The organism is Gordonia sp. SMJS1 (assembly GCF_029866425.1).
GTDB lineage: Bacteria > Actinomycetota > Actinomycetes > Mycobacteriales > Mycobacteriaceae > Gordonia > Gordonia hongkongensis.
Window position 1 is genome coordinate 2,941,601 of record NZ_CP123381.1, and the last position, 17,798, is coordinate 2,959,398.

General features: G+C 66.9%; 16 protein-coding genes and 1 pseudogene. 11 read left to right on the forward strand and 6 right to left on the reverse strand.

Going from position 1 to position 17,798, the window contains the following annotated elements; translation table 11 throughout:
• Positions 1 to 43: 43 nt before the first annotated feature.
• Positions 44 to 1,420, reverse strand: coding sequence for an NAD-dependent succinate-semialdehyde dehydrogenase (locus QAD21_RS13530; RefSeq protein ID WP_068970449.1), 1,377 nt, complete (start codon positions 1,418 to 1,420; stop codon positions 44 to 46).
• Between the two features lie 249 nt (positions 1,421 to 1,669).
• Here QAD21_RS13530 and QAD21_RS13535 point away from each other — a divergent pair, with 249 nt between their 5' ends.
• From QAD21_RS13535 to QAD21_RS13550, 4 genes are all read left to right on the forward strand, one after another.
• A complete protein-coding gene (locus tag QAD21_RS13535) occupies positions 1,670 to 2,665 on the forward strand; it encodes an alpha/beta hydrolase family protein (protein ID WP_259935589.1) in 996 nt (331 codons plus the stop codon).
• 566 nt (positions 2,666 to 3,231) lie between these two features.
• Positions 3,232 to 3,489: a hypothetical protein gene (locus tag QAD21_RS13540; protein ID WP_223258860.1), complete on the forward strand. Its 258-nt coding sequence runs from the start codon at positions 3,232 to 3,234 to the stop codon at positions 3,487 to 3,489.
• 184 nt (positions 3,490 to 3,673) lie between these two features.
• Positions 3,674 to 5,029, forward strand: coding sequence for an NADP-specific glutamate dehydrogenase (gene gdhA / locus QAD21_RS13545; protein ID WP_277244488.1), 1,356 nt, complete (start codon positions 3,674 to 3,676; stop codon positions 5,027 to 5,029).
• Between the two features lie 65 nt (positions 5,030 to 5,094).
• The gene (locus QAD21_RS13550) at positions 5,095 to 6,177 is read left to right on the forward strand and encodes a MerR family transcriptional regulator (RefSeq protein WP_280359680.1); all 1,083 of its coding nucleotides are present in this window, start codon (positions 5,095 to 5,097) and stop codon (positions 6,175 to 6,177) included.
• A gap of 69 nt (positions 6,178 to 6,246) precedes the next feature.
• Here QAD21_RS13550 and QAD21_RS13555 read toward each other — a convergent pair whose 3' ends face one another.
• Together QAD21_RS13555 and QAD21_RS13560 are read right to left on the reverse strand one after the other, a co-directional pair.
• On the reverse strand, positions 6,247 to 6,930 hold the full coding sequence (locus QAD21_RS13555; protein ID WP_269554832.1) for a DNA alkylation repair protein: 684 nt from the start codon (positions 6,928 to 6,930) through the stop codon (positions 6,247 to 6,249).
• Positions 6,931 to 6,993: 63 nt separating this feature from the next.
• On the reverse strand, positions 6,994 to 7,293 hold the full coding sequence (locus QAD21_RS13560; protein ID WP_247449334.1) for an antibiotic biosynthesis monooxygenase family protein: 300 nt from the start codon (positions 7,291 to 7,293) through the stop codon (positions 6,994 to 6,996).
• A 160-nt stretch (positions 7,294 to 7,453) separates the two neighbouring features.
• Between QAD21_RS13560 and QAD21_RS13565 the strand changes: the two genes are divergently transcribed.
• Positions 7,454 to 9,097, forward strand: coding sequence for an alkaline phosphatase D family protein (locus QAD21_RS13565; protein WP_280359685.1), 1,644 nt, complete (start codon positions 7,454 to 7,456; stop codon positions 9,095 to 9,097).
• A 23-nt stretch (positions 9,098 to 9,120) separates the two neighbouring features.
• Here QAD21_RS13565 and QAD21_RS13570 read toward each other — a convergent pair whose 3' ends face one another.
• Both QAD21_RS13570 and QAD21_RS13575 read right to left on the reverse strand, forming a co-directional pair.
• Positions 9,121 to 9,558 carry a VOC family protein gene (locus QAD21_RS13570; RefSeq protein ID WP_137810586.1) on the reverse strand — a complete coding sequence of 146 codons (438 nt, stop codon included), beginning with the start codon at positions 9,556 to 9,558 and terminating at the stop codon, positions 9,121 to 9,123.
• A 51-nt stretch (positions 9,559 to 9,609) separates the two neighbouring features.
• The gene (locus QAD21_RS13575) at positions 9,610 to 10,041 is read right to left on the reverse strand and encodes a PPOX class F420-dependent oxidoreductase (protein WP_058253495.1); all 432 of its coding nucleotides are present in this window, start codon (positions 10,039 to 10,041) and stop codon (positions 9,610 to 9,612) included.
• A 120-nt stretch (positions 10,042 to 10,161) separates the two neighbouring features.
• On the opposite strand from QAD21_RS13575, the gene QAD21_RS13580 reads away from it, so the two are divergent.
• Both QAD21_RS13580 and QAD21_RS13585 read left to right on the forward strand, forming a co-directional pair.
• A complete protein-coding gene (locus QAD21_RS13580) occupies positions 10,162 to 10,722 on the forward strand; it encodes a GXWXG domain-containing protein (protein ID WP_137810585.1) in 561 nt (186 codons plus the stop codon).
• Positions 10,723 to 10,826: 104 nt separating this feature from the next.
• The gene (locus QAD21_RS13585; RefSeq protein WP_240199260.1) at positions 10,827 to 11,240 is read left to right on the forward strand and encodes a hypothetical protein; all 414 of its coding nucleotides are present in this window, start codon (positions 10,827 to 10,829) and stop codon (positions 11,238 to 11,240) included.
• Positions 11,241 to 11,294: 54 nt separating this feature from the next.
• Here QAD21_RS13585 and QAD21_RS13590 read toward each other — a convergent pair whose 3' ends face one another.
• Entirely contained in the window at positions 11,295 to 12,212 is a 918-nt protein-coding gene (locus QAD21_RS13590; protein WP_137810584.1) for a hypothetical protein, read from the reverse strand.
• A 127-nt stretch (positions 12,213 to 12,339) separates the two neighbouring features.
• Between QAD21_RS13590 and QAD21_RS13595 the strand changes: the two genes are divergently transcribed.
• The 4 genes and pseudogenes from QAD21_RS13595 to QAD21_RS13610 all read left to right on the forward strand — a co-directional run bounded on the left by QAD21_RS13595 (position 12,340) and on the right by QAD21_RS13610 (position 17,784).
• Positions 12,340 to 12,798: a Fur family transcriptional regulator gene (locus QAD21_RS13595; protein WP_058253521.1), complete on the forward strand. Its 459-nt coding sequence runs from the start codon at positions 12,340 to 12,342 to the stop codon at positions 12,796 to 12,798.
• A 132-nt stretch (positions 12,799 to 12,930) separates the two neighbouring features.
• Positions 12,931 to 15,123, forward strand: coding sequence for a catalase/peroxidase HPI (gene katG, locus QAD21_RS13600; RefSeq protein WP_137810583.1), 2,193 nt, complete (start codon positions 12,931 to 12,933; stop codon positions 15,121 to 15,123).
• Between the two features lie 168 nt (positions 15,124 to 15,291).
• A pseudogene (locus QAD21_RS13605) lies at positions 15,292 to 16,540 on the forward strand (GTP cyclohydrolase II).
• Positions 16,540 to 17,784, forward strand: coding sequence for a URC4/urg3 family protein (locus tag QAD21_RS13610; protein WP_137810581.1), 1,245 nt, complete (start codon positions 16,540 to 16,542; stop codon positions 17,782 to 17,784). The pseudogene QAD21_RS13605 and the gene QAD21_RS13610 overlap by 1 nt, the downstream one beginning before the upstream one ends.
• The last annotated feature ends 14 nt before the right edge of the window (positions 17,785 to 17,798 follow it).

A 17,798-nucleotide genomic window follows, 5' to 3' on the forward strand; every position in this document is an offset into this window, starting at 1 on the left:
GACGCTTCCGCATCGGCCCGTCCGGCCATCGCCGATCGTCCGGCTACTCGGAGGCGGTGCGACGCAGCTTGGTGTTGACGAACTCGCCCATGCCCCAACGCCCGAGTTCGCGACCGTAGCCGGACCGTTTCACCCCGCCGAACGGAAGGCCGGGCAGCGTGGTGCCGTGTTCGTTGACATACGCCATGCCGACCTCCAGCTGATCGGCGACCTCCTCGGCCTTGCCGATGTCACCGCTCCACACCGATCCGCTCAATCCGAACTCGACATCGTTGGCGAGCGCCACGGCGTCCTCCGGAGAGGACACCTTGTAGACCATCGCGACCGGCCCGAAGATCTCCTCGGAGTAGGCGTCCATGTCCGGGGTGATGTCCGTCAGCACAGTGGGTTCGAAGAAGGCTCCGTCGCGCTCCAGCGGCTTTCCACCCGTCCGCAGGGTGGCGCCCTGTTTCACCGCGGTCTCGACCTGTTCGGCCACCGTGTCGCGCGCCGACAGGGACGACAGCGGACCCATCTGAGTGGAATCGTCGGATGGATCACCGACCACCGTCGACTCGAACTGCTTGACCACACCGTCGACGAAGTCGTCGTACAACTCGTCGAGAACGATGAACCGTTTCGGCGAATTGCACGCCTGGCCCGCGTTCGACAGCCGTGCGCCCGCCGCGATCTTCGTCGTGCGTTCCATGTCGGCGGAGTCGAGCAGGATGAACGGGTCCGAACCGCCGAGCTCGAGCACGGACTTCTTCAGGTTCTCCGCCGCAACCTTTGCCACGGCTGCACCCGCTTTCTCACTGCCGGTGAGCGATACGCCGCGTATCGCGTTGTGCGCGAGCAGGTCTGCGATCTGATCACTGCTTGCATACGCGTTGATGTACGCGTCGGCAGGGACACCCGCGTCGTGCAGGATCTCTGCCATCAACGCCGACGAGGCCGCGCAGATCGACGCATGCTTGAGAATGACGGTGTTGCCGGCCAACAGGTTCGGCGCGACGAAACGTGCGACCTGGTAGTAGGGGTAGTTCCACGGCATCACGCCCACCAGTGGTCCGATCGGCGCGACCTGCACGATCGACGCGTCCGCGCCCTGCGGGTCGAGGACCTCGGTCTCGAGCAGATCCGGTCCGTGCTCGGCATACCAGCGATAGATGTCCGCGGCCAGCTGAACCTCTCCCGCCGCCTCCTTGGCGGGTTTGCCCATCTCGGTCGTGATGACGGCCGCGAGCTCATCGGCTCGCCTCTCGTACTCGTCAGCGGTCCGGGAGAGAATTGCGGCCCGTTCGGATGCCTCGGTCGCTCGCCACTCCTGGTATGCCGCGAGTGACCGTTCGGCCACGCCGGCCACCTCGTCGTCCTTCAGTCCGGGAAATTCCCGATCGGTCGTACCGGTGGTCGGATTCGCGGTGACATATGTGCCCACCAGAGCACCTACCTTCCTCTGTCGTGTGAATCCCGACTGTCCACAGCCCGGGATCATTCGGGTACCCGGGTCCCTGTACGCAAAACCTCGGTCGTCGGCGCGCTTCGGTCACACGGCGGCCCCAGACCTGCTCTAATGGGTCCGCGGTCCGTGTCCGGACCCGTGATCGACCGACACGCGGCGAATGCCGGACGTCGACCTGGGGGTGGGTCGCCGGTCGTGACGGCAGTGTCCGAGGGGGAACGAAGAGTGTCACGCTGGCAGCGAGCCGCAGGGCTCGGTTGTGCATTTCTGATCGCGGTCGTCGCGAGCGTCTCGACGGGGCAGCCGGCGGGAGCGACCCCGCCGAGGCTCGGCGACTCGGCGCGGATCCTTGCGGTGTCCTCGGAGACGGCGACACGCACGACGATGACCGTGTATTCCGCCGCCATGAAGCGGCCCGTTCGAGTGAGCGTGCTCGCCCCCCGCGAGCGGACCGGCCCACGGCCGACCGTGTACCTCCTCGACGGGATCGACGGTGGGGTCTACACCAGCTACACGCAGAGCGGGTGGACCTTTCAGACCGACATCGCGCGCTTCGTCGCCGACAAGAAGGTCAACGTGGTTCTGCCCATCGGGGGTACGGGCTCGTACTACACCGACTGGCGCCGAATCGATCCCGTCCTGGGTCGGAACATGTGGGAGACCTTCCTGACCGAGGAACTCCCTCCGCTGGTCGACGGACGCTTCCGGGGCAACGGACGGAACGTGATCGGCGGGCTGTCGATGGGGGCGCTGGGCGCGATGTCCATCGCGGTCCGCAACCCAGATCTCTACCGGGGTGTGGTCGCCTTCAGCGGGTGCCTCGATCAAGGGTCGCCGGAGTTCCGGCAGGCGACCGCCACATCGGTCACGACGAGAGGCGGGAACCCGGAGAACATGTGGGGCCCGCTCGATCACGACAACTGGGATGCCCACAATCCCGCCGGTCACGTGTCCGCGCTACGCGGTAAGCCCGTGTATGTAGCGGTCGGCAACGGTCTGTCCGACCCGGCCCTAGGGCTGGCCGGGCTGGCCTCACCCGTCGGAGGCGTGCTCGAGGGCATCGTCGCCCGATGCACCGAGAGCTTCAAGCGTCGCGCAGACCGAGCCGGGGTCGACATCACCTACGACTTCCGTGCCGGTCTCCACTCGTGGGGCTACTGGAACCAGGATCTGCACCGAGCCTGGCCCACGATCGCCCGGGCACTGAAAAGCGCGGGCTGACGCGAGCGTCGGCGTCAACGCGCGCTTTTCCTCTTCCGAATCAACGAGACATCCTCGAGTGCCCGTTTTCGCTCACGACGTTCCTTGAGTTCTTGCCGCCGCTTTTTCGAGCTCGAATTCTTTTCCGCCATTTATCCTCGAATCGGTCGTGGTCTACAACGGTTCGCTCCCGCTCTCCTTCGTGACCATAGCCCAGAAATGGCAGAAGTCCAGCCCGTCCGATCTGATGCCGACTTGCCGACTTCATACGTTGTCACACAGTACGTTTCATTTACTGTGGGCCTGCGAAATGCGCCGGACTGGCTTTTATTTTTTTCTGGGCTAGAGTCCATGGCACCGGTCGCAGATGGCCGGTAGCAGCGAAAGGAAGAGTGGCCGTGAATGCGGTTGTGATGGAGTGCCGAATACGCGTGTGTGGCTCCCCCGGTCGGGTCAGAGAATTCGTCGAGCAAGCGTCGACTCGCGCGCACGACGCCTTTTCCCACCCCGCCAGGTGTTCGGTTGTCGTCGAGGAGTCGGAGTCGTTGCTCCTCCGACGGCAATGGCACCGCGAGAACGACGTGGACGTGTTCGGAATACCCGAGGGGCGGGATGTGTGCTTCGGTTTCGCGGACTCGTCCGGACGACTGACCGTCGCGAGACTCGAGAGCCTGTCACGCGACATCCTGGCCCACCTCGAACTGGATCCGTGGGTGTCCGACGACGCCGAGTCGGTGCCTTGGATCCTGACGCTCACCACTGGTGCCGATCCGACGTCCAGGCATGAGATCGTGACCCGACATCCGTCGCTCCAGGTGCGACGACCTGTTCTGGCCCGCGCGTGATCCGCGCATAGCGGTGCCCGACCGGACTGCTCCGCAGGTGAGCGGGTCCGACCACCTCACTGCGGACACACCGCGGTCGTCGTCCGACGGACCGGTCTGCGGTCGAATTCCTGTCACTCGATAGGGTGCGGGTGGCGGCGTGCTCACCTGGGCACGTCGCCGTCCCACACCTACGGAGAAGGAAGTGGTCGCCATCGTGCTCGACGAGAAGATCAGCGATCTGTACGCGCAGGTTGTTGCGCGGAACCCTGGGGAGGCCGAGTTCCACCAGGCCGTCCGGGAGGTCTTCGACAGTCTGGGTCCGGTCTTGGCGAAACATCCCCACTACGCGGACGCCGGGATCATCAAGAGACTGACGGAGCCCGAGCGCCAGATCATCTTCCGAGTGCCGTGGGTCGACGACCAGGGGCAGGTGCAGATCAACCGCGGGTTCCGGGTCGAGTTCAATTCCGCACTCGGCCCCTACAAGGGCGGCCTTCGATTCCACCCCAGCGTCTACCTGGGCGTGATCAAGTTCCTCGGGTTCGAGCAGATCTTCAAGAACGCACTGACCGGGCTCCCGATCGGCGGCGGCAAAGGCGGCGCCGACTTCGATCCCAAGGGACGCTCCGACGCGGAGATCATGCGGTTCTGCCAGTCGTTCATGACCGAGCTCTACCGCCACATCGGCGAGTACACCGATGTACCCGCGGGTGACACCGGCGTCGGCGGTCGCGAGATCGGTTATCTCTTCGGCCAGTACAAGCGCATCACCAACCGTTACGAGTCCGGCGTGCTCACCGGCAAGGGACTCGCCTGGGGTGGGTCGCAGGTCCGCACCGAGGCGACCGGGTACGGCGTGGTGTTCTTCGTCCGCGAGATGCTCGCCGCGGCCGGTGATGATCTCGACGGCAAGACCGTGGTGGTCTCGGGCTCGGGCAATGTGGCGATCTACGCCATCGAGAAGGTGCAACAACTCGGCGGTCGCGTGATCGCGTGCTCGGACTCCGGGGGCTACGTCGTCGATGATGCCGGTATCGACCTCGAACTGCTCAAGGAGATCAAAAACGTTCGGCGCGGCCGTATCTCGGATTACGCCGACGCCCGCCGCGGGTCCGCCCGTCACGTCGACACCGGATCGATGTGGAGTGTGCCCACCGACATCGCCATCCCCTGCGCGACGCAGAACGAACTGAACGGGGTCGACGCCACTCAACTGGCGAAGAACGGATGTCGCATCGTCGCCGAGGGCGCGAACATGCCCAGCACCCCCGAGGCGGTGCGCATCTTCGCAGACGCCGGCGTCGGCTTCGCCCCGGGTAAGGCCGCGAACGCGGGCGGCGTCGCCACCAGCGCACTCGAGATGCAGCAGAACGCTTCTCGGGATTCGTGGACGTTCGCGCACACCGAGGACCGATTGTCGGAGATCATGACGGCCATCCATGACCACTGCCTGCACACGGCAGACGAATACGGGGCACCGGGCAACTACGCGACCGGCGCCAACATCGCGGCGTTCACTCGCGTGGCCGACGCCATGCTCGCACTCGGTCTCATCTGACCCGAACGGACGCCGACACGGTTCCACTTGACCTTCAGGTAGGTCGAAGCCGGATGATCTGCGATATGCCGTCCGTTCCCGAAGTCAGCGAACTCGTCCCGATCGGCGCGTTCGCGCAACGCACCGGCTTGACCGCGTCCGCGCTGCGGTTCTACGACGACTCGGGGTTGCTCACCCCGGCCGCCGTCGACGCGTCGACCGGATATCGCCAGTACAGCGCGTCGCAGGAGCGGCACGCGATCGCACTCCGGCGACTCCGCGAGAACGGGATGTCGCTCGCCGACATCCGCACGGTCCTCGCCGCCGAGCCGGGTACCGCCGGCGGACTGATCGACGAACACGTGCGCACCGTCGCTGCCGAAGCCGATCGGGTTCGGCGCGAGGCCAGGACGATCAAGATGACGATCGCCGCGGAGTCGACAACCCTGCTCGCCACCGTGCGTGGACCGATCCTGGCCGCCGCGCTCGGCCAGGTGCTCACCGCAGCCGCCCGTGACGTGGCCCATCCCGTCCTGGACGCTGTCGAACTCCGGCTGGAAGACGGGGCCGTCACCCTGACCTCGACAGACCGCTACCGGCTCTCTTCCCGGTCGCTACCGACCGTCGAACCGTGCGGCACCCGGTGGTCGGGAACGCTGTGTGCGGCCGACCTCCGTGATGGTCTGTCCGACCTGACACGGGGCGGCGTCGTCGACATCGACGCCGCGGCCGGCGCAGTTCGATTCCGGCTCGACGGTCGGGACGACATGTGGTGCCGCCTACTCGACGGGCCGTTTCCCGCGCACCAGGCGATGATCGAAGCCCTGCCCACGGTGACCATGCGTGCGAGTGTCGCGAAATCCGCTGTGTTGCAATCGTTGGAGCGCTGTGCAACCGACCGGGTGCACCTGGACTTCACGTCGGCGGCACTCACACTGAGCGACGCCTCGTCGGCACAACTCGCCGTCGTGCCAGCCGAGACCTGCGGCCCCCCGATCGCACTGTGGTTCGAGGTCTCGACGCTCTACCCAGCGGTCCATGTGTCGATCGGGGGCGAGATGATGATCGACGTCCGCAATCGGGACCTCCCGATGACGATTCGGTCCGCAGACGGCGGCGACCTCACCACGGTCGTCATGCCGGTTTCCCACAGCCACCACAATGACTGAGCAGCAAAGGATCTCCGGGAGTGTCAGGATCCGACGCCTGAGCGACGGGGCAACGAGCAGCCGCTCAGGTCACGGCGATCTGCGCCGTACCATCTCGGCGATCCAGACCGGCGCATACGGCGAAGTGCAGCCCGGGGAGGTCGGGTAATCCTCCAGCACTCGCAACCGCTCACCGATGTCGATTGCACGAGAACGGAAGTCGGGATTCTCGATGCCGATGGTCGCCAGGCATGTGTTCATCGCCCACTGCAGGCGTGGCGGCGCGTTCCCCATGTCGGACTCGATGGTGTCGAGCAACCCGGCCATGTCGAGGTCACCGGGCTTCTTGACCACTCGATCAGCGGTCAGGGCCCATCCCGCCGCGGCGACACCGGGCTCGGCGTCGGCCATCCACGACCTCCGCAACTCCTCGGCATGCGGACTCTTTTTGACGACGTAGTTGACGAGCCAATCGTGGACCTTCGGCCGGTCGGCCTCGCGGATCATCGTGTCGAGCTGCGCGGCGTCGAACGCCCGCGGGCGACAGATCAACAGTGCAAGCAGGCGCGGCGCGGTGTCGCCCGTCGCCCACAGCTCCGCGGAAAGTTCGGGCTGCGTTCGCAGTCGTTTCGCGATCGCCCTGAGCTTCGTGAGATTGACCCCGTAGTCGTCGCCGTGTTTCTCGTTGACCGCTCGGATCCGCGGGTCGTCGAGACTGCGGAGCTCGCCGAGGACGTCGGCGAGAGTCTGTTGGATGTCGGACATTCCGGTCATGATCCCCTCTGGAAGTGCGCACACAGCCTACGACGCTCGATGTGGCCGCGGGTTGTGTGCTCATCAATCCGGAGGGCCCGCCAATATCCGCACGTCGGCGACGTCGTACTCGGCAACGGACGCCGACCGGATCGCCCGTGACTGGTCCTCGCCGACCCCGTCGCCACGGAACGCCTCGACCGCCGACTGCGAGTCCCAGCGCTCGAAGATGTTGATCCGGCCGGGGTCCATCGAGTCCGCGGAGATTGCGAAATCGAGACACCCCGGTGCCCGACGGGCGGCACCGACCACCTCGTCGCAGCCGGCGATGTACGCCGCGCGCTGGTCCGGGTCCACTCGCAGACTGCCGGCAACGATCACCATTGGTTGCTCCTCCATCGATACTCCGGTGCACCGGTGTCCCGGCGCGAGACGTCACCGCTATGGTGAGGGCGACAGGAGTGCAGACCGGCACGACCCGGCGAACTCATCGCTCACGATCGACGTGGCCGCGCGACGCCGCGCCACGGCCTACTCTGATCGAATGGCTTTGGTTCTGGGTCCGATCCTCCGGCACGTCGACGAAACCTCCGCGCTGATCTGGGTGCAGACCGACGAACCCGGCGAGGTCGAAGTCCTCGGCTGTGCGACCCGGACGTTCGAGGTGTCCGGTCACCACTACGCGCTGGTCGAGGTCAGCGGCCTGGTGCCCGACACGGTCTCCGAGTATCAGGTCCGCGTCAACGGCGCCCTCGAGTGGCCCCTCCCGGACACCGAGTTCCCGCCCAGCGTGATCCGGACCCGGGGACCGGACACCGCGGACCGGCACCGGTTCGTCTTCGGGTCCTGCCGGTATCCGCGGGCCGAGGACCCCAAGCTCGACGAGAAGCTCGGACTCGACGCATTGGACTGCTACGCGGTCCGAATGCGCCACCTCCCGGTGGAGGAGTGGCCGGACACCCTCATTCTGCTCGGCGACCAGGTGTACGCGGACGAGCTGACCCCGCAGGTGAAGGAGTCGCTGGAGTCGAGCCGGGCCTCGACCGCCGGACCGTCCGACGAGGTCGTCGACTTCGAGGAGTACGAGGGACTGTATCGGCACACCTGGGGAGACCCCGAGATCCGATGGATCCTCTCGACCGTGCCGACGGCCATGATCTTCGACGATCACGACATCCGTGATGACTGGAACACCTCGGACACCTGGCGTCGGCAGATGAGCGAGAAGCCGTGGTGGCAGGACCGGATCCGCGCCGGCCTCGCGTCGTACTGGGTGTATCAGCACCTCGGCAACCTCTCCCCCGCCGAACTCGCCGAGTCCGAGGACTACCGCCGCGTCCGCGAGATCGACGGTGACTGCTGGCCCCACCTGGTCGAGGTCGCGGATCGCGCCGACCGGGAAACCGACGGAACCAAGGGTGTCCGGTTCAGTTTCCGGTGGAACCTGGGCAACACCAGGCTGGTCATGATCGACTCCCGCAACGGTCGCATCCTGTCCGACGGAACACGAAAGATGGTGAGTGACAACGAATTCGATTGGGTAGAGAGCCAGGTCGACGACGACATCGAGCGACTCGACCACCTGGTCCTCGGCTCATCACTGCCGTGGTTGCTCCCGCCGGTCATCGGTGATGCGGAGACTGTGAACGAGATCGGCGCCCGGCGGCCGGGCGGTCGTGGACAGCTGGCCGAGAAGATCCGGCAGGGTGCCGACCTCGAGCACTGGCCGGCCTTCTTCGATTCCTTCGTCCGGCTCAGCGAGATGATCCGGCAGGTTGCGGCGCGCGACCCCGGGCCCGCGACCGTCAGCGTGCTGTCCGGCGACGTCCACCACAGCTATGCCGCACGTGCGGTTTTCCCGGACACGACGAGCGCCGACGTCCACCAGCTCGTGTGTTCGCCGGTGCACAACGCGATCCCGCCGTACATCAAGGTGGTGTTCCGGTTGGGGTGGTCGAATCGGCTCGCCTCGGTCGTCCGGCGTTGGGCGCGTCGTGGTGGCTCACCCGAACTGCCCGTCGCCTGGCGGAACACCCTGGGCCCGCTGTTCGGCAACACCATCGCGACGCTCTCGGTTCAGGGACGCTTCGCCGAGGTCACTTTCGAGCAGCCCGACCTGGACGGGACGCTCGGTAGAGCCGGAAACATCTGTCTGACACCGGAATTCGTGGCAACAGAGCGCACATAGCGCGCATTGTCGCCACGAAATCCCTAGTCCAGACAGAACTCGTTGCCCTCGGGGTCGTGCATCACGATGTGTCCCTCGCCGAGCGGAGGTGCGGGGTCGTGTCGTTCGACCCGGGTCGCACCGAGTCCGACGAGCCGGTCGGCTTCGGCCTCGAGGGCGCGCATCCGGTCGTCGCCACTCAGGCCAGGGGCAGCACGGACGTCGAGGTGCACCCGGTTCTTCGCCGTCTTGCCCTCGGGTACGCGTTGGAAGAACAACCGTGGCCTGCGCTCCTCCGGGTCGATAACGGCCGAGGCGTCGTTCCGACGCTCCGGAGGCACACCGAATGCGTCGAGCGCCGACTCCCAGCTGTCGAATCCGGTAGGCGGGTCCTGGAGCCGGTAACCGAGCACCTCGGCCCAGAATGCGGACAGAGCAGCCGGGTCACCACAGTCGAAGGTCAGTTGAAAGTCGGTTGTCATGAGTCCACTGTGCGACACGACGAGGACAACCCGGGTCCTCGATCGTGAAAATCAGCGCAGACGTTCGCCGTACACCCGGTCCACGGACATGACCATCAGGACGCGGCGATCGGCGACCATGACCCTGCGGTATTCGTCCCAGTCCGGGTGCTCGCCTGCCGCCTTGCGGTAGTAGTCGACGAGCGCCTCGACCTCGGGCCCGTCCGGTTCGGTGCCCGGTCCGATCAACGTCACAGTGCCCTCGGCGGTCGCCCACGTGTAGCGATCGGGCCCGGTGATCTCCAACGCGGCGCGCGGATCGCGTCGGAGGTTGGCGGTCTTGGCCCGGCCCTCGGTCATCGAGACGTAGATGGTCCCGGCGTCGCGGTCGTAAAAGGGGGTCACCGGGGACAGCTGTGGTAATCCCGAGGACTTGATCGTGGCGAGGACACCGACTCCGCCTTCGGCGAGAAGATCACGAGGGTCATACGCGGGTTGGTTCATGCCTGCGGCAACCCGGCGTACGTACAGGCTATTCCGGACGGGCCGCACACCCCGGGCATGGCTCCGCGATGCGTTGCGACATTCTTCAGATCCTGTGTCTTTACACGTACGATCGTCGACATGCATGTGCGCGAGATCCTGACCACCACGCCTACGACGACCGCTGAGGCCCTCGACCTGTTCGACTCCGCCCCCGCGGTCGAACCGGACTTCATGATCGGCACCTGGCGTGGCGCCGAGCTGCCCACCGACCACCCGTTGGACGGCTTCCTCGCGGCCAGCGGCTGGTGGGGCAAGCAATTCGTCGACGCCGAGACCGTCCACCCCCTGCTCTTCCCGACCCGCGACGGTTCGGCACTGTGGGCCATGAACCCGGCGATCGCTTTCGGCGGACTGGGGATCGCCGAGAAGGCACCCGGGGTCAAGTCGTTGTCGCTGGGGACGCCGATCGCCGCGACCAGGCTTCTCAGTCAGACCCGACGAGCACGGGCCCGGCTGCGCACCACTCGGTACCGCGGCACGGACACCGCGACCATGTCGTACGACCAGCTGCCGATCAACGACGTCTTCCACCGGATCTCCGATGATGCCGTCCTGGGCGCCATGGACCTGAAGGGGTCGCCGAAGCCGTACTTCTTCGTGCTCCGCCGCGACGACTCACTCCGCCTCGTCGGCCACTGATCCTCGTCGGCCACTGATCCTCGTCGGCCACCGATCCTCGGCGACGCGAGGACGGCGCCGACGAACCACGAGCCGGCGAGCCGGCGGAGGCGTTCAATGGGTAGATGGACACCTCACCCACCGCCCACCTCCGCCGGGGTGCCGTCGCGGTCGCTGCGGGCGCCCTCGCGGGCGCCGTGACACTGGCCGCACCCGGGACCACCCAGGCTGCACCGCCGATGCCGTCCGGGTATTACCGCGGCGACGTCACCAGCGCCCCGATCGCCGACACGGTGTGGTTCGGCAAGAACTTCACGGGTTCGCGAGTCGTCAACAACACCGCGATCGGGTGGGCCTTCCCCGGCGCGGTGTACCCCGGGCGTTCCGTGCAGGACGGTGCACCGGTCATCGTCGTCGACTACTCGGGAACCGCCGTGGGATTCGTGCGTGACGAGCTCCGAGCCGACGGCCGTGGCGGCTATTGGGGCCGCGCGCTGAACGGCACCACCGAGCTGCTGCGTTTTCACTTGACACGCTGACCGTGGGCGACGGGCAACCATGGTGGAGACTTCGGGTTCGACCCCTTCGTCGGCTCACAGCTCGGCGAGCGCCGAGCGGATCTCATTGGTGGCCGCGACGGCTTCACGGAGCGCGATCCGCGCCTCGGCCCGGCCCTGTTCCGCAGTCGAGAGTCGTTGCCGCGCGAACCGCAGCGATTCTTCGCAACGAGCCAGCTCGGCCCGCAACTCCTGAGCCCGCCGGACGATCTCGTCGACCTCCGACGAAGCCCCGTCCACAGTTCGGGAGGCGGCGTCGAGGTCGGATCGGGCCGTTCGCTCCCCTGTCTCGGCCTCGGCCAGTCGGGCTTCGAGGTCACGTCGACGACGCTCCGCTTCGTCAGACGCTGTGTGGTCCGAGTCGTCGGCGTCATCCCTGTCGGCACCCTCTTCGTCGGCACCGTCTGCGTCCGCGCCGCTTGCCTCGGACTCGTCCGCGACTGGTTCCTGCAACGGCTCCGGGACGACGAACACGCCGGCGGGCCCGAAGCCGCTGTATTCGGCGGATGCGGTGAGGTTTCCCCGCAACACCTGCTCGAGCACTTCCGGGTCGGCCACCGCGGCTCGCAATGTCTGCGTGACCTCGCGAATGGTACTGTCTCCCAGCGTCACTCGCAGATCTGCGGCCGTGGCGGCGACCGCGGTCACCGAATCGTTGATCAGATCCTGACGGCGTCGCGACAACGTCTTCATCTTGTCGACAGCCGAGCGGCGCTGGGCCGCAGTCAAATCCGACGCCAACCCAGCGATGAGGGCACTGTCGTCGGGGTGCGCGCGAACCCATTGGTTGATGGCCCATGCAGCTTGCGTGGGCCGACGCAATTTCGCGATCCGCCCCGCCAGGTCACGGTCGCCGTCCGCTTTGATCTCCCGAGCGAGTTCGTTCCGGCGTGTCACGAACGCCGCCGGCGCCAGACCGTACAGCTCGTCGACGATCTCGTCGTACGGGGTCATAGGGCTGCCCGAGCGGTGGTCGGCGTCACTGTCCGCATGAGCAGATACTACGACGGCGCCCGTGACGGCCACCTCACTTCGCCTTCTAAACTTGAATCATTCCAGATAAGACTGCACGATGGTCACCATGCTCACCGACGAGGACTGCGCCCGGCACCTGCGCGCCGCCGGACTGCGGGTGACCCGTCCGCGGGTCGCGGTCATGCAAGCCGTCCGAGCACATCCTCATGCGGACACCGACGAGGTCCTCCGAACCGCTCGCGAACGGTTGCCGGAGGTCTCGCAGCAAACGGTGTACGACGTTCTGGGCGTACTGACTTCGGCCGGCCTCGTGCGACGCATCCAGCCGTCCGGCCACGTGTCTCGATATGAGTCACGCGTCGGGGACAACCATCACCACGTGATATGCCGTACATGCGGATCCATCGGGGACGTCGACTGCGCAGTCGGCGAGGCCCCGTGCCTGACCCCGTCCGACGACCGGGGTTTCGTCATCGACGAAGCCGAGGTCATCTACTGGGGTCATTGCCCCGACTGCATCCCCGAACCCAACCGACCCGCTCCGGGCGCCGGCCCCGACCGATAGACCCCGACCCACGACGCCTCCCTCCCCTGCGATCACCGACCCGGCGATCGCAGTTCTCACCGTGCCCGAAAGGAAACCCCGCATGGCGCAGCAAGACCACGAGCCCGTCCGTGACGCGAAGGAACATCCCCCATCGCCGAGGCGAACACCGAGCCCGCCGCGGGCGGTTGCCCGGTCGCGCACGGTCGGCTCACGCCGCCCACCCAGGGCGGCGGCAACCGCGACTGGTGGCCGAACCAGCTGAATCTCAAGGTGCTTCAGCACAATCCGGAAGTCGCGAATCCGATGGACGCCGACTTCGACTACGACTCGGCGCTCGAGGATCTCGACGTCGAGGCGTTACGCGCCGACCTGACCGCCCTGATGACCGATTCGCAGGACTGGTGGCCCGCCGACTTCGGCCATTACGGAGGCCTGTTCGTCCGTATGTCCTGGCATGCCGCGGGTACCTACCGGGTACAGGACGGACGCGGTGGTGCCGGAGCCGGGATGCAGCGATTCGCCCCGCTCAACAGCTGGCCGGACAACGCGAACCTGGACAAGGCGCGCCGACTCCTGTGGCCGATCAAGAAGAAGTACGGTACGGCACTGTCCTGGGCCGACCTCCTGGTCTTCGCCGGGAACGTCGCCCTGGAGTCGATGGGGTTCACCACCGCCGGCTTCGCCTTCGGGCGCGTGGACGAGTGGGAGCCCGACGAGGTGTACTGGGGCCCCGAACTCGAGTGGCTGGCGGATCAGCGGTACCCGGGCGACCGCGAACTCGAAACACCGCTTGCGGCAGTGCAAATGGGGCTCATCTATGTGAATCCGGAAGGACCGAACGGCAATCCGGACATCCTCGCGTCCGCGGTCGACATCCGCGAGACGTTCGCGCGGATGGCGATGAACGACGTCGAGACCGCGGCTCTGATCGTCGGGGGCCACACCTTCGGCAAGACCCACGGCGCCGGTGACGCCGGCCTGGTGGGTCCCGAACCCGAGGCCGCCGCCGTCGAGGACGCCGGTCTCGGCTGGACCAGCTCGCACGGCTCCGGCAAGGGCGCGGACACGATCACCAGCGGCCTCGAGGTGATCTGGAATCCGACCCCGACCCGCTGGGACAACGCTTTCCTCGAGACTCTCTACGGCTACGAGTGGGAGCTCTACAAGAGTCCGGCCGGAGCCAACCAGTGGCGTCCGAAGGACGGCGCCGGGACCGGTACCGTCCCCACGGCATTCGGCGACGAGAAGACCCACCCGTCGATGCTGACCACCGACCTCGCGATGCGCTACGACCCCGGTTTCGAGAAGATCACCCGGCGGTGGCTCGATCACCCCGAGGAACTGGCGCACGAGTTCGCCAAGGCCTGGTTCAAGCTCCTGCACCGCGACATGGGACCCGCCGTCCGGTATCGGGGTCCGCTTGTTCCGACCGAGACGTACCTGTGGCAGGACAATGTCCCGGCGCACGAGGGCCCACTCGTCACCGATGCCGACGTGGCAGCCTTGAAGGCGACGCTCCTCGACTCGGGACTGACTGTGGCGCAACTCGTGAAGACCGCGTGGGCGGCGGCGTCGAGCTTCCGTGGCAGCGACAAGCGCGGCGGCGCCAACGGCGGCCGGATCCGCCTGCAGCCGCAGGCATCCTGGGAGGTCAACGAGCCCGACGAGTTGGCCACCGTGATCCGCACCCTCGAAGGCATCCGGGGTGCGTTCACCGGCGAGGCCGGCGCGAAGGTCTCCTTCGCCGACCTCGTGGTCCTCGGCGGCACGGCAGCAGTCGAGAAGGCGGCGCGGGATGCCGGAGTCGAGATCACGGTACCGTTCACCCCTGGACGTACCGACGCCACCCAGGACGAGACGGACGCCGATTCGATGGCACATCTCGAGCCCACCGCCGACGGGTTCCGCAACTACGTCGGCAAGACCAGTGGCCTTCCGGCCGAGTTCACCCTCGTCGACAAGGCATCGCTGCTGACCCTCAGCGCCCCCGAGATGACGGTGCTGGTGGGTGGCCTCCGGGTGCTGGGCAACAACTTCGGCGGCTCGGCGGCCGGCGTCCTGACCGACCGTCCCGGCGTCCTCACGAACGACTTCTTCGTGAATCTGCTGGACATGTCGACAGCCTGGTCGGCGTCGGAAGACGAGAACCTGTACGTCGGGCGCGATCGCGCCACCGGCGAGCAGACCTGGACCGGCACTCGCGCCGATCTGGCGTTCACGTCGAACTCACAGTTGCGCGCCCTGGCCGAGGTCTACGCGGCCGACGACGCAGCGGAGAAGTTCGTGAACGACTTCGTCGCGGCCTGGGACAAGGTGATGAACCTGGACCGGTTCGTACTCTGAGCAAATCGGTTCATCGTCGAACCGATCAGATGCGGCGGCGGCACCCTTCGTGGGGTGCCGCCGCCGTGGCGTTTCGCATCACCCGGCGCACAGGGACTTCCGGAACTATGCTGGCGCTTTCCCTCCGTGGCGGGTGACCGCCTCGAGACGAAGGTGAGGACGACGACGATGTCCGGCGAACACAGGTCCCTGGGCCATATCCGACTGACCTCACACAGCGGCGGGGTCGACGCTCCGCCCATCCACTGGGGGGGCGGCCACCGCGGCGGAACGCGGTCCCGTCATCGGGACGACGGGCACACGTGCGCATCGCAATGTCATCGGCACCCACAGCGGCTCCTACAGCGTCTATCGCGCACTGGCCGTCGCCGCCGGCGCCCTTGCACGAGAGCACCGAGCCGATCTCACCAACACCTCGCCCACCGACCACATCGGACCGTATCCACAGTGGGGCAATCCGCGCGCGATCGTCTCGCTGGATCCTTGGGGTGCGACAGTCGCCGAGAGTTTCCCCGACGAGATCGCTCGCGGTTACGACATCCGGCCGACCATCGCGGTGACCAAGGCGCACGTCATCCTTCCCGAGATCGCCGAGGCGATCGAGAAGGGCCGTCTGGTCCCCGACGGTGAGGTTCTGCTGCCGAGTGGCGCGGCTCTGGTCACCAAGGCGGCCGTGGAACCGGTGTGGCATCTTCCCGGCGTCGCCGAGCGGTTCGGCTGCTCCGAGGCCGAGCTGCGCCGGGTGTTGTTCGAGGAGACCGGCGGCATGTATCCCGAACTCGTCACGCGGTCGGATCTCGAGGTGTTCCTCCCGCCGATCGGCGGGCAGACGGTCTACATCTTCGGCAACGCCCGCGACCTCGCCGACCCCTCGGTGGAACTCACCGCACGGGTGCACGACGAGTGCAACGGCTCCGACGTGTTCGGCTCCGACATCTGTACGTGCCGCCCATATCTGACGCATGCAATCGAGGAGTGCATCCGCGGCACCCAGCGCGGCGGCGTCGGCTTGGTCGCCTACTCCCGCAAAGAGGGACGCGCCCTCGGCGAGGTCACCAAGTTCCTGGTGTACAACGCCCGTAAACGCCAACTCGGCGGTGACACCGCGGACCAGTACTTCGCCCGCACCGAATGCGTTGCGGGCGTACAGGACATGCGGTTCCAGGAGCTCATGCCCGACGTCCTGCACTGGTTCGGCATCACCAGGATCCATCACCTGGTGTCGATGTCGAACATGAAGTACGACGCCATCACCGGCTCGGGTATCGAGGTCGGCGAACGGGTCAACATCCCCGACGAACTGATCCCCGCCGACGCCCGCGTCGAGATCGACGCGAAAATGGCTGCCGGTTACTTCACGCCCGGACCCGTGCCCGATGCCGAACAGCTGCGTCAGGTCAAGGGCCGGGGGTTGTGATGACCGGAGCACCAGAGGTGGAACTCTCCGCCTCACAGGCCGCCCGGCTGCTGCGCTCCACCGCCACCGTCCGGAGCCGGTCGCGACAACTCCTCGAACGGGCGCGGGCCGGCGAATCGTCGTGGTTCATCGTCCACGACGATGCGCGGGACGCGGCAGCTGACATCGTCGTGGAAACGACTCGGTTGCGATATCCCGACGGAGACATCCCTTTTCACAGCAGGTGGCGACATTTCGAGGCAGGCGGTATCGACCGCCTCGGCGCTCTCGACGCCGCCTTGCCCCCGGCCGGCTCGGCGGAGCGAACCCGCGCGCTCATCGACGTCGTGCTGGTCAGCGTCCTCCTCGATGCCGGCGCGGGACCCGAGTGGTCGTTTCGGGAACGGTCGAGCGACCTGGTTCTCACCCGTTCCGAGGGGCTCGGCGTCGCGAGCTGGGTGGCGTTCTGCGAGGGGGTGTTCTCGAGCGACCCGGCCGATCCCCTGCGGGTCGACGCCACCGGTCTGGGCCGCGTCACGGCGGACACTCTCGGCGCGGCCTTCCAGGTGGGTCCCGACAACCCGCTCACGGGCCTGCCCGGGCGGGTCGATCTCCTGCGCCGCCTGGGCGAGGTGTTGTCGAGCCGCCCCGAGATCTTCGGTCCGGACGCCCGGCCGGGCGGCCTGTTCGATCACCTCACCCGCGGTGGTCGTGCGGAGGTGCCCGCGGTCGACATCCTGAGCGGGGTACTCGAGTATCTGGGCCCGATCTGGCCGTCGGACAACACGATCGACACCCACCCACTGGGCGACTGCTGGCATCACGACGCCGTCGTCGGCCCGGGCCTCACCGCCGGCTGGGTGCCGTTCCACAAACTGTCCCAGTGGCTGACCTATTCGCTTCTCGAACCGTTTCGCTGGGCCGGTGTCCAGGTGACCGGACTCGACGAGCTGACCGGCCTCCCCGAATACCGCAACGGTGGCCTTCTCCTCGACTCGGGTGTGCTCGCGCTGCGTGAGGAGGCCTGGGCGGACCGGGAGTGGGAGGTCGGCGACGAGCTCGTCGTCGAATGGCGGGCGCTCACCGTCGCCCTTCTCGACGAGATCGCCGACCTCGTACGCGATCGCCTCGACGCCGATGCGGCCTCGATGCCCCTGGCCTGCGTGCTCGAGGGTGGCACGTGGGCGGCCGGCCGCGTGCTCGCGAGCCGACTTCGCGATGGGTTGCCGCCGTTGATGATACGCAGTACCGGCACCGTTTTCTGAGCCGACCACCGACC

Bases quoted from the DNA above. Each gene is read 5' to 3' on its own strand.
- QAD21_RS13550 (WP_280359680.1), top strand. From the start codon at position 5,095: ATGCCGTCCGTTCCCGAAGTCAGCGAACTCGTCCCGATCGGCGCGTTC.
- QAD21_RS13555 (WP_269554832.1), bottom strand. From the start codon at position 6,930: ATGACCGGAATGTCCGACATCCAACAGACTCTCGCCGACGTCCTCGGC.
- QAD21_RS13560 (WP_247449334.1), bottom strand. From the start codon at position 7,293: ATGGTGATCGTTGCCGGCAGTCTGCGAGTGGACCCGGACCAGCGCGCG.
- QAD21_RS13565 (WP_280359685.1), top strand. From the start codon at position 7,454: ATGGCTTTGGTTCTGGGTCCGATCCTCCGGCACGTCGACGAAACCTCC.
- QAD21_RS13570 (WP_137810586.1), bottom strand. From the start codon at position 9,558: ATGACAACCGACTTTCAACTGACCTTCGACTGTGGTGACCCGGCTGCT.
- QAD21_RS13575 (WP_058253495.1), bottom strand. From the start codon at position 10,041: ATGAACCAACCCGCGTATGACCCTCGTGATCTTCTCGCCGAAGGCGGA.
- QAD21_RS13580 (WP_137810585.1), top strand. From the start codon at position 10,162: ATGCATGTGCGCGAGATCCTGACCACCACGCCTACGACGACCGCTGAG.
- QAD21_RS13585 (WP_240199260.1), top strand. From the start codon at position 10,827: ATGGACACCTCACCCACCGCCCACCTCCGCCGGGGTGCCGTCGCGGTC.
- QAD21_RS13590 (WP_137810584.1), bottom strand. From the start codon at position 12,212: ATGACCCCGTACGACGAGATCGTCGACGAGCTGTACGGTCTGGCGCCG.
- QAD21_RS13595 (WP_058253521.1), top strand. From the start codon at position 12,340: ATGCTCACCGACGAGGACTGCGCCCGGCACCTGCGCGCCGCCGGACTG.
- QAD21_RS13610 (WP_137810581.1), top strand. From the start codon at position 16,540: ATGACCGGAGCACCAGAGGTGGAACTCTCCGCCTCACAGGCCGCCCGG.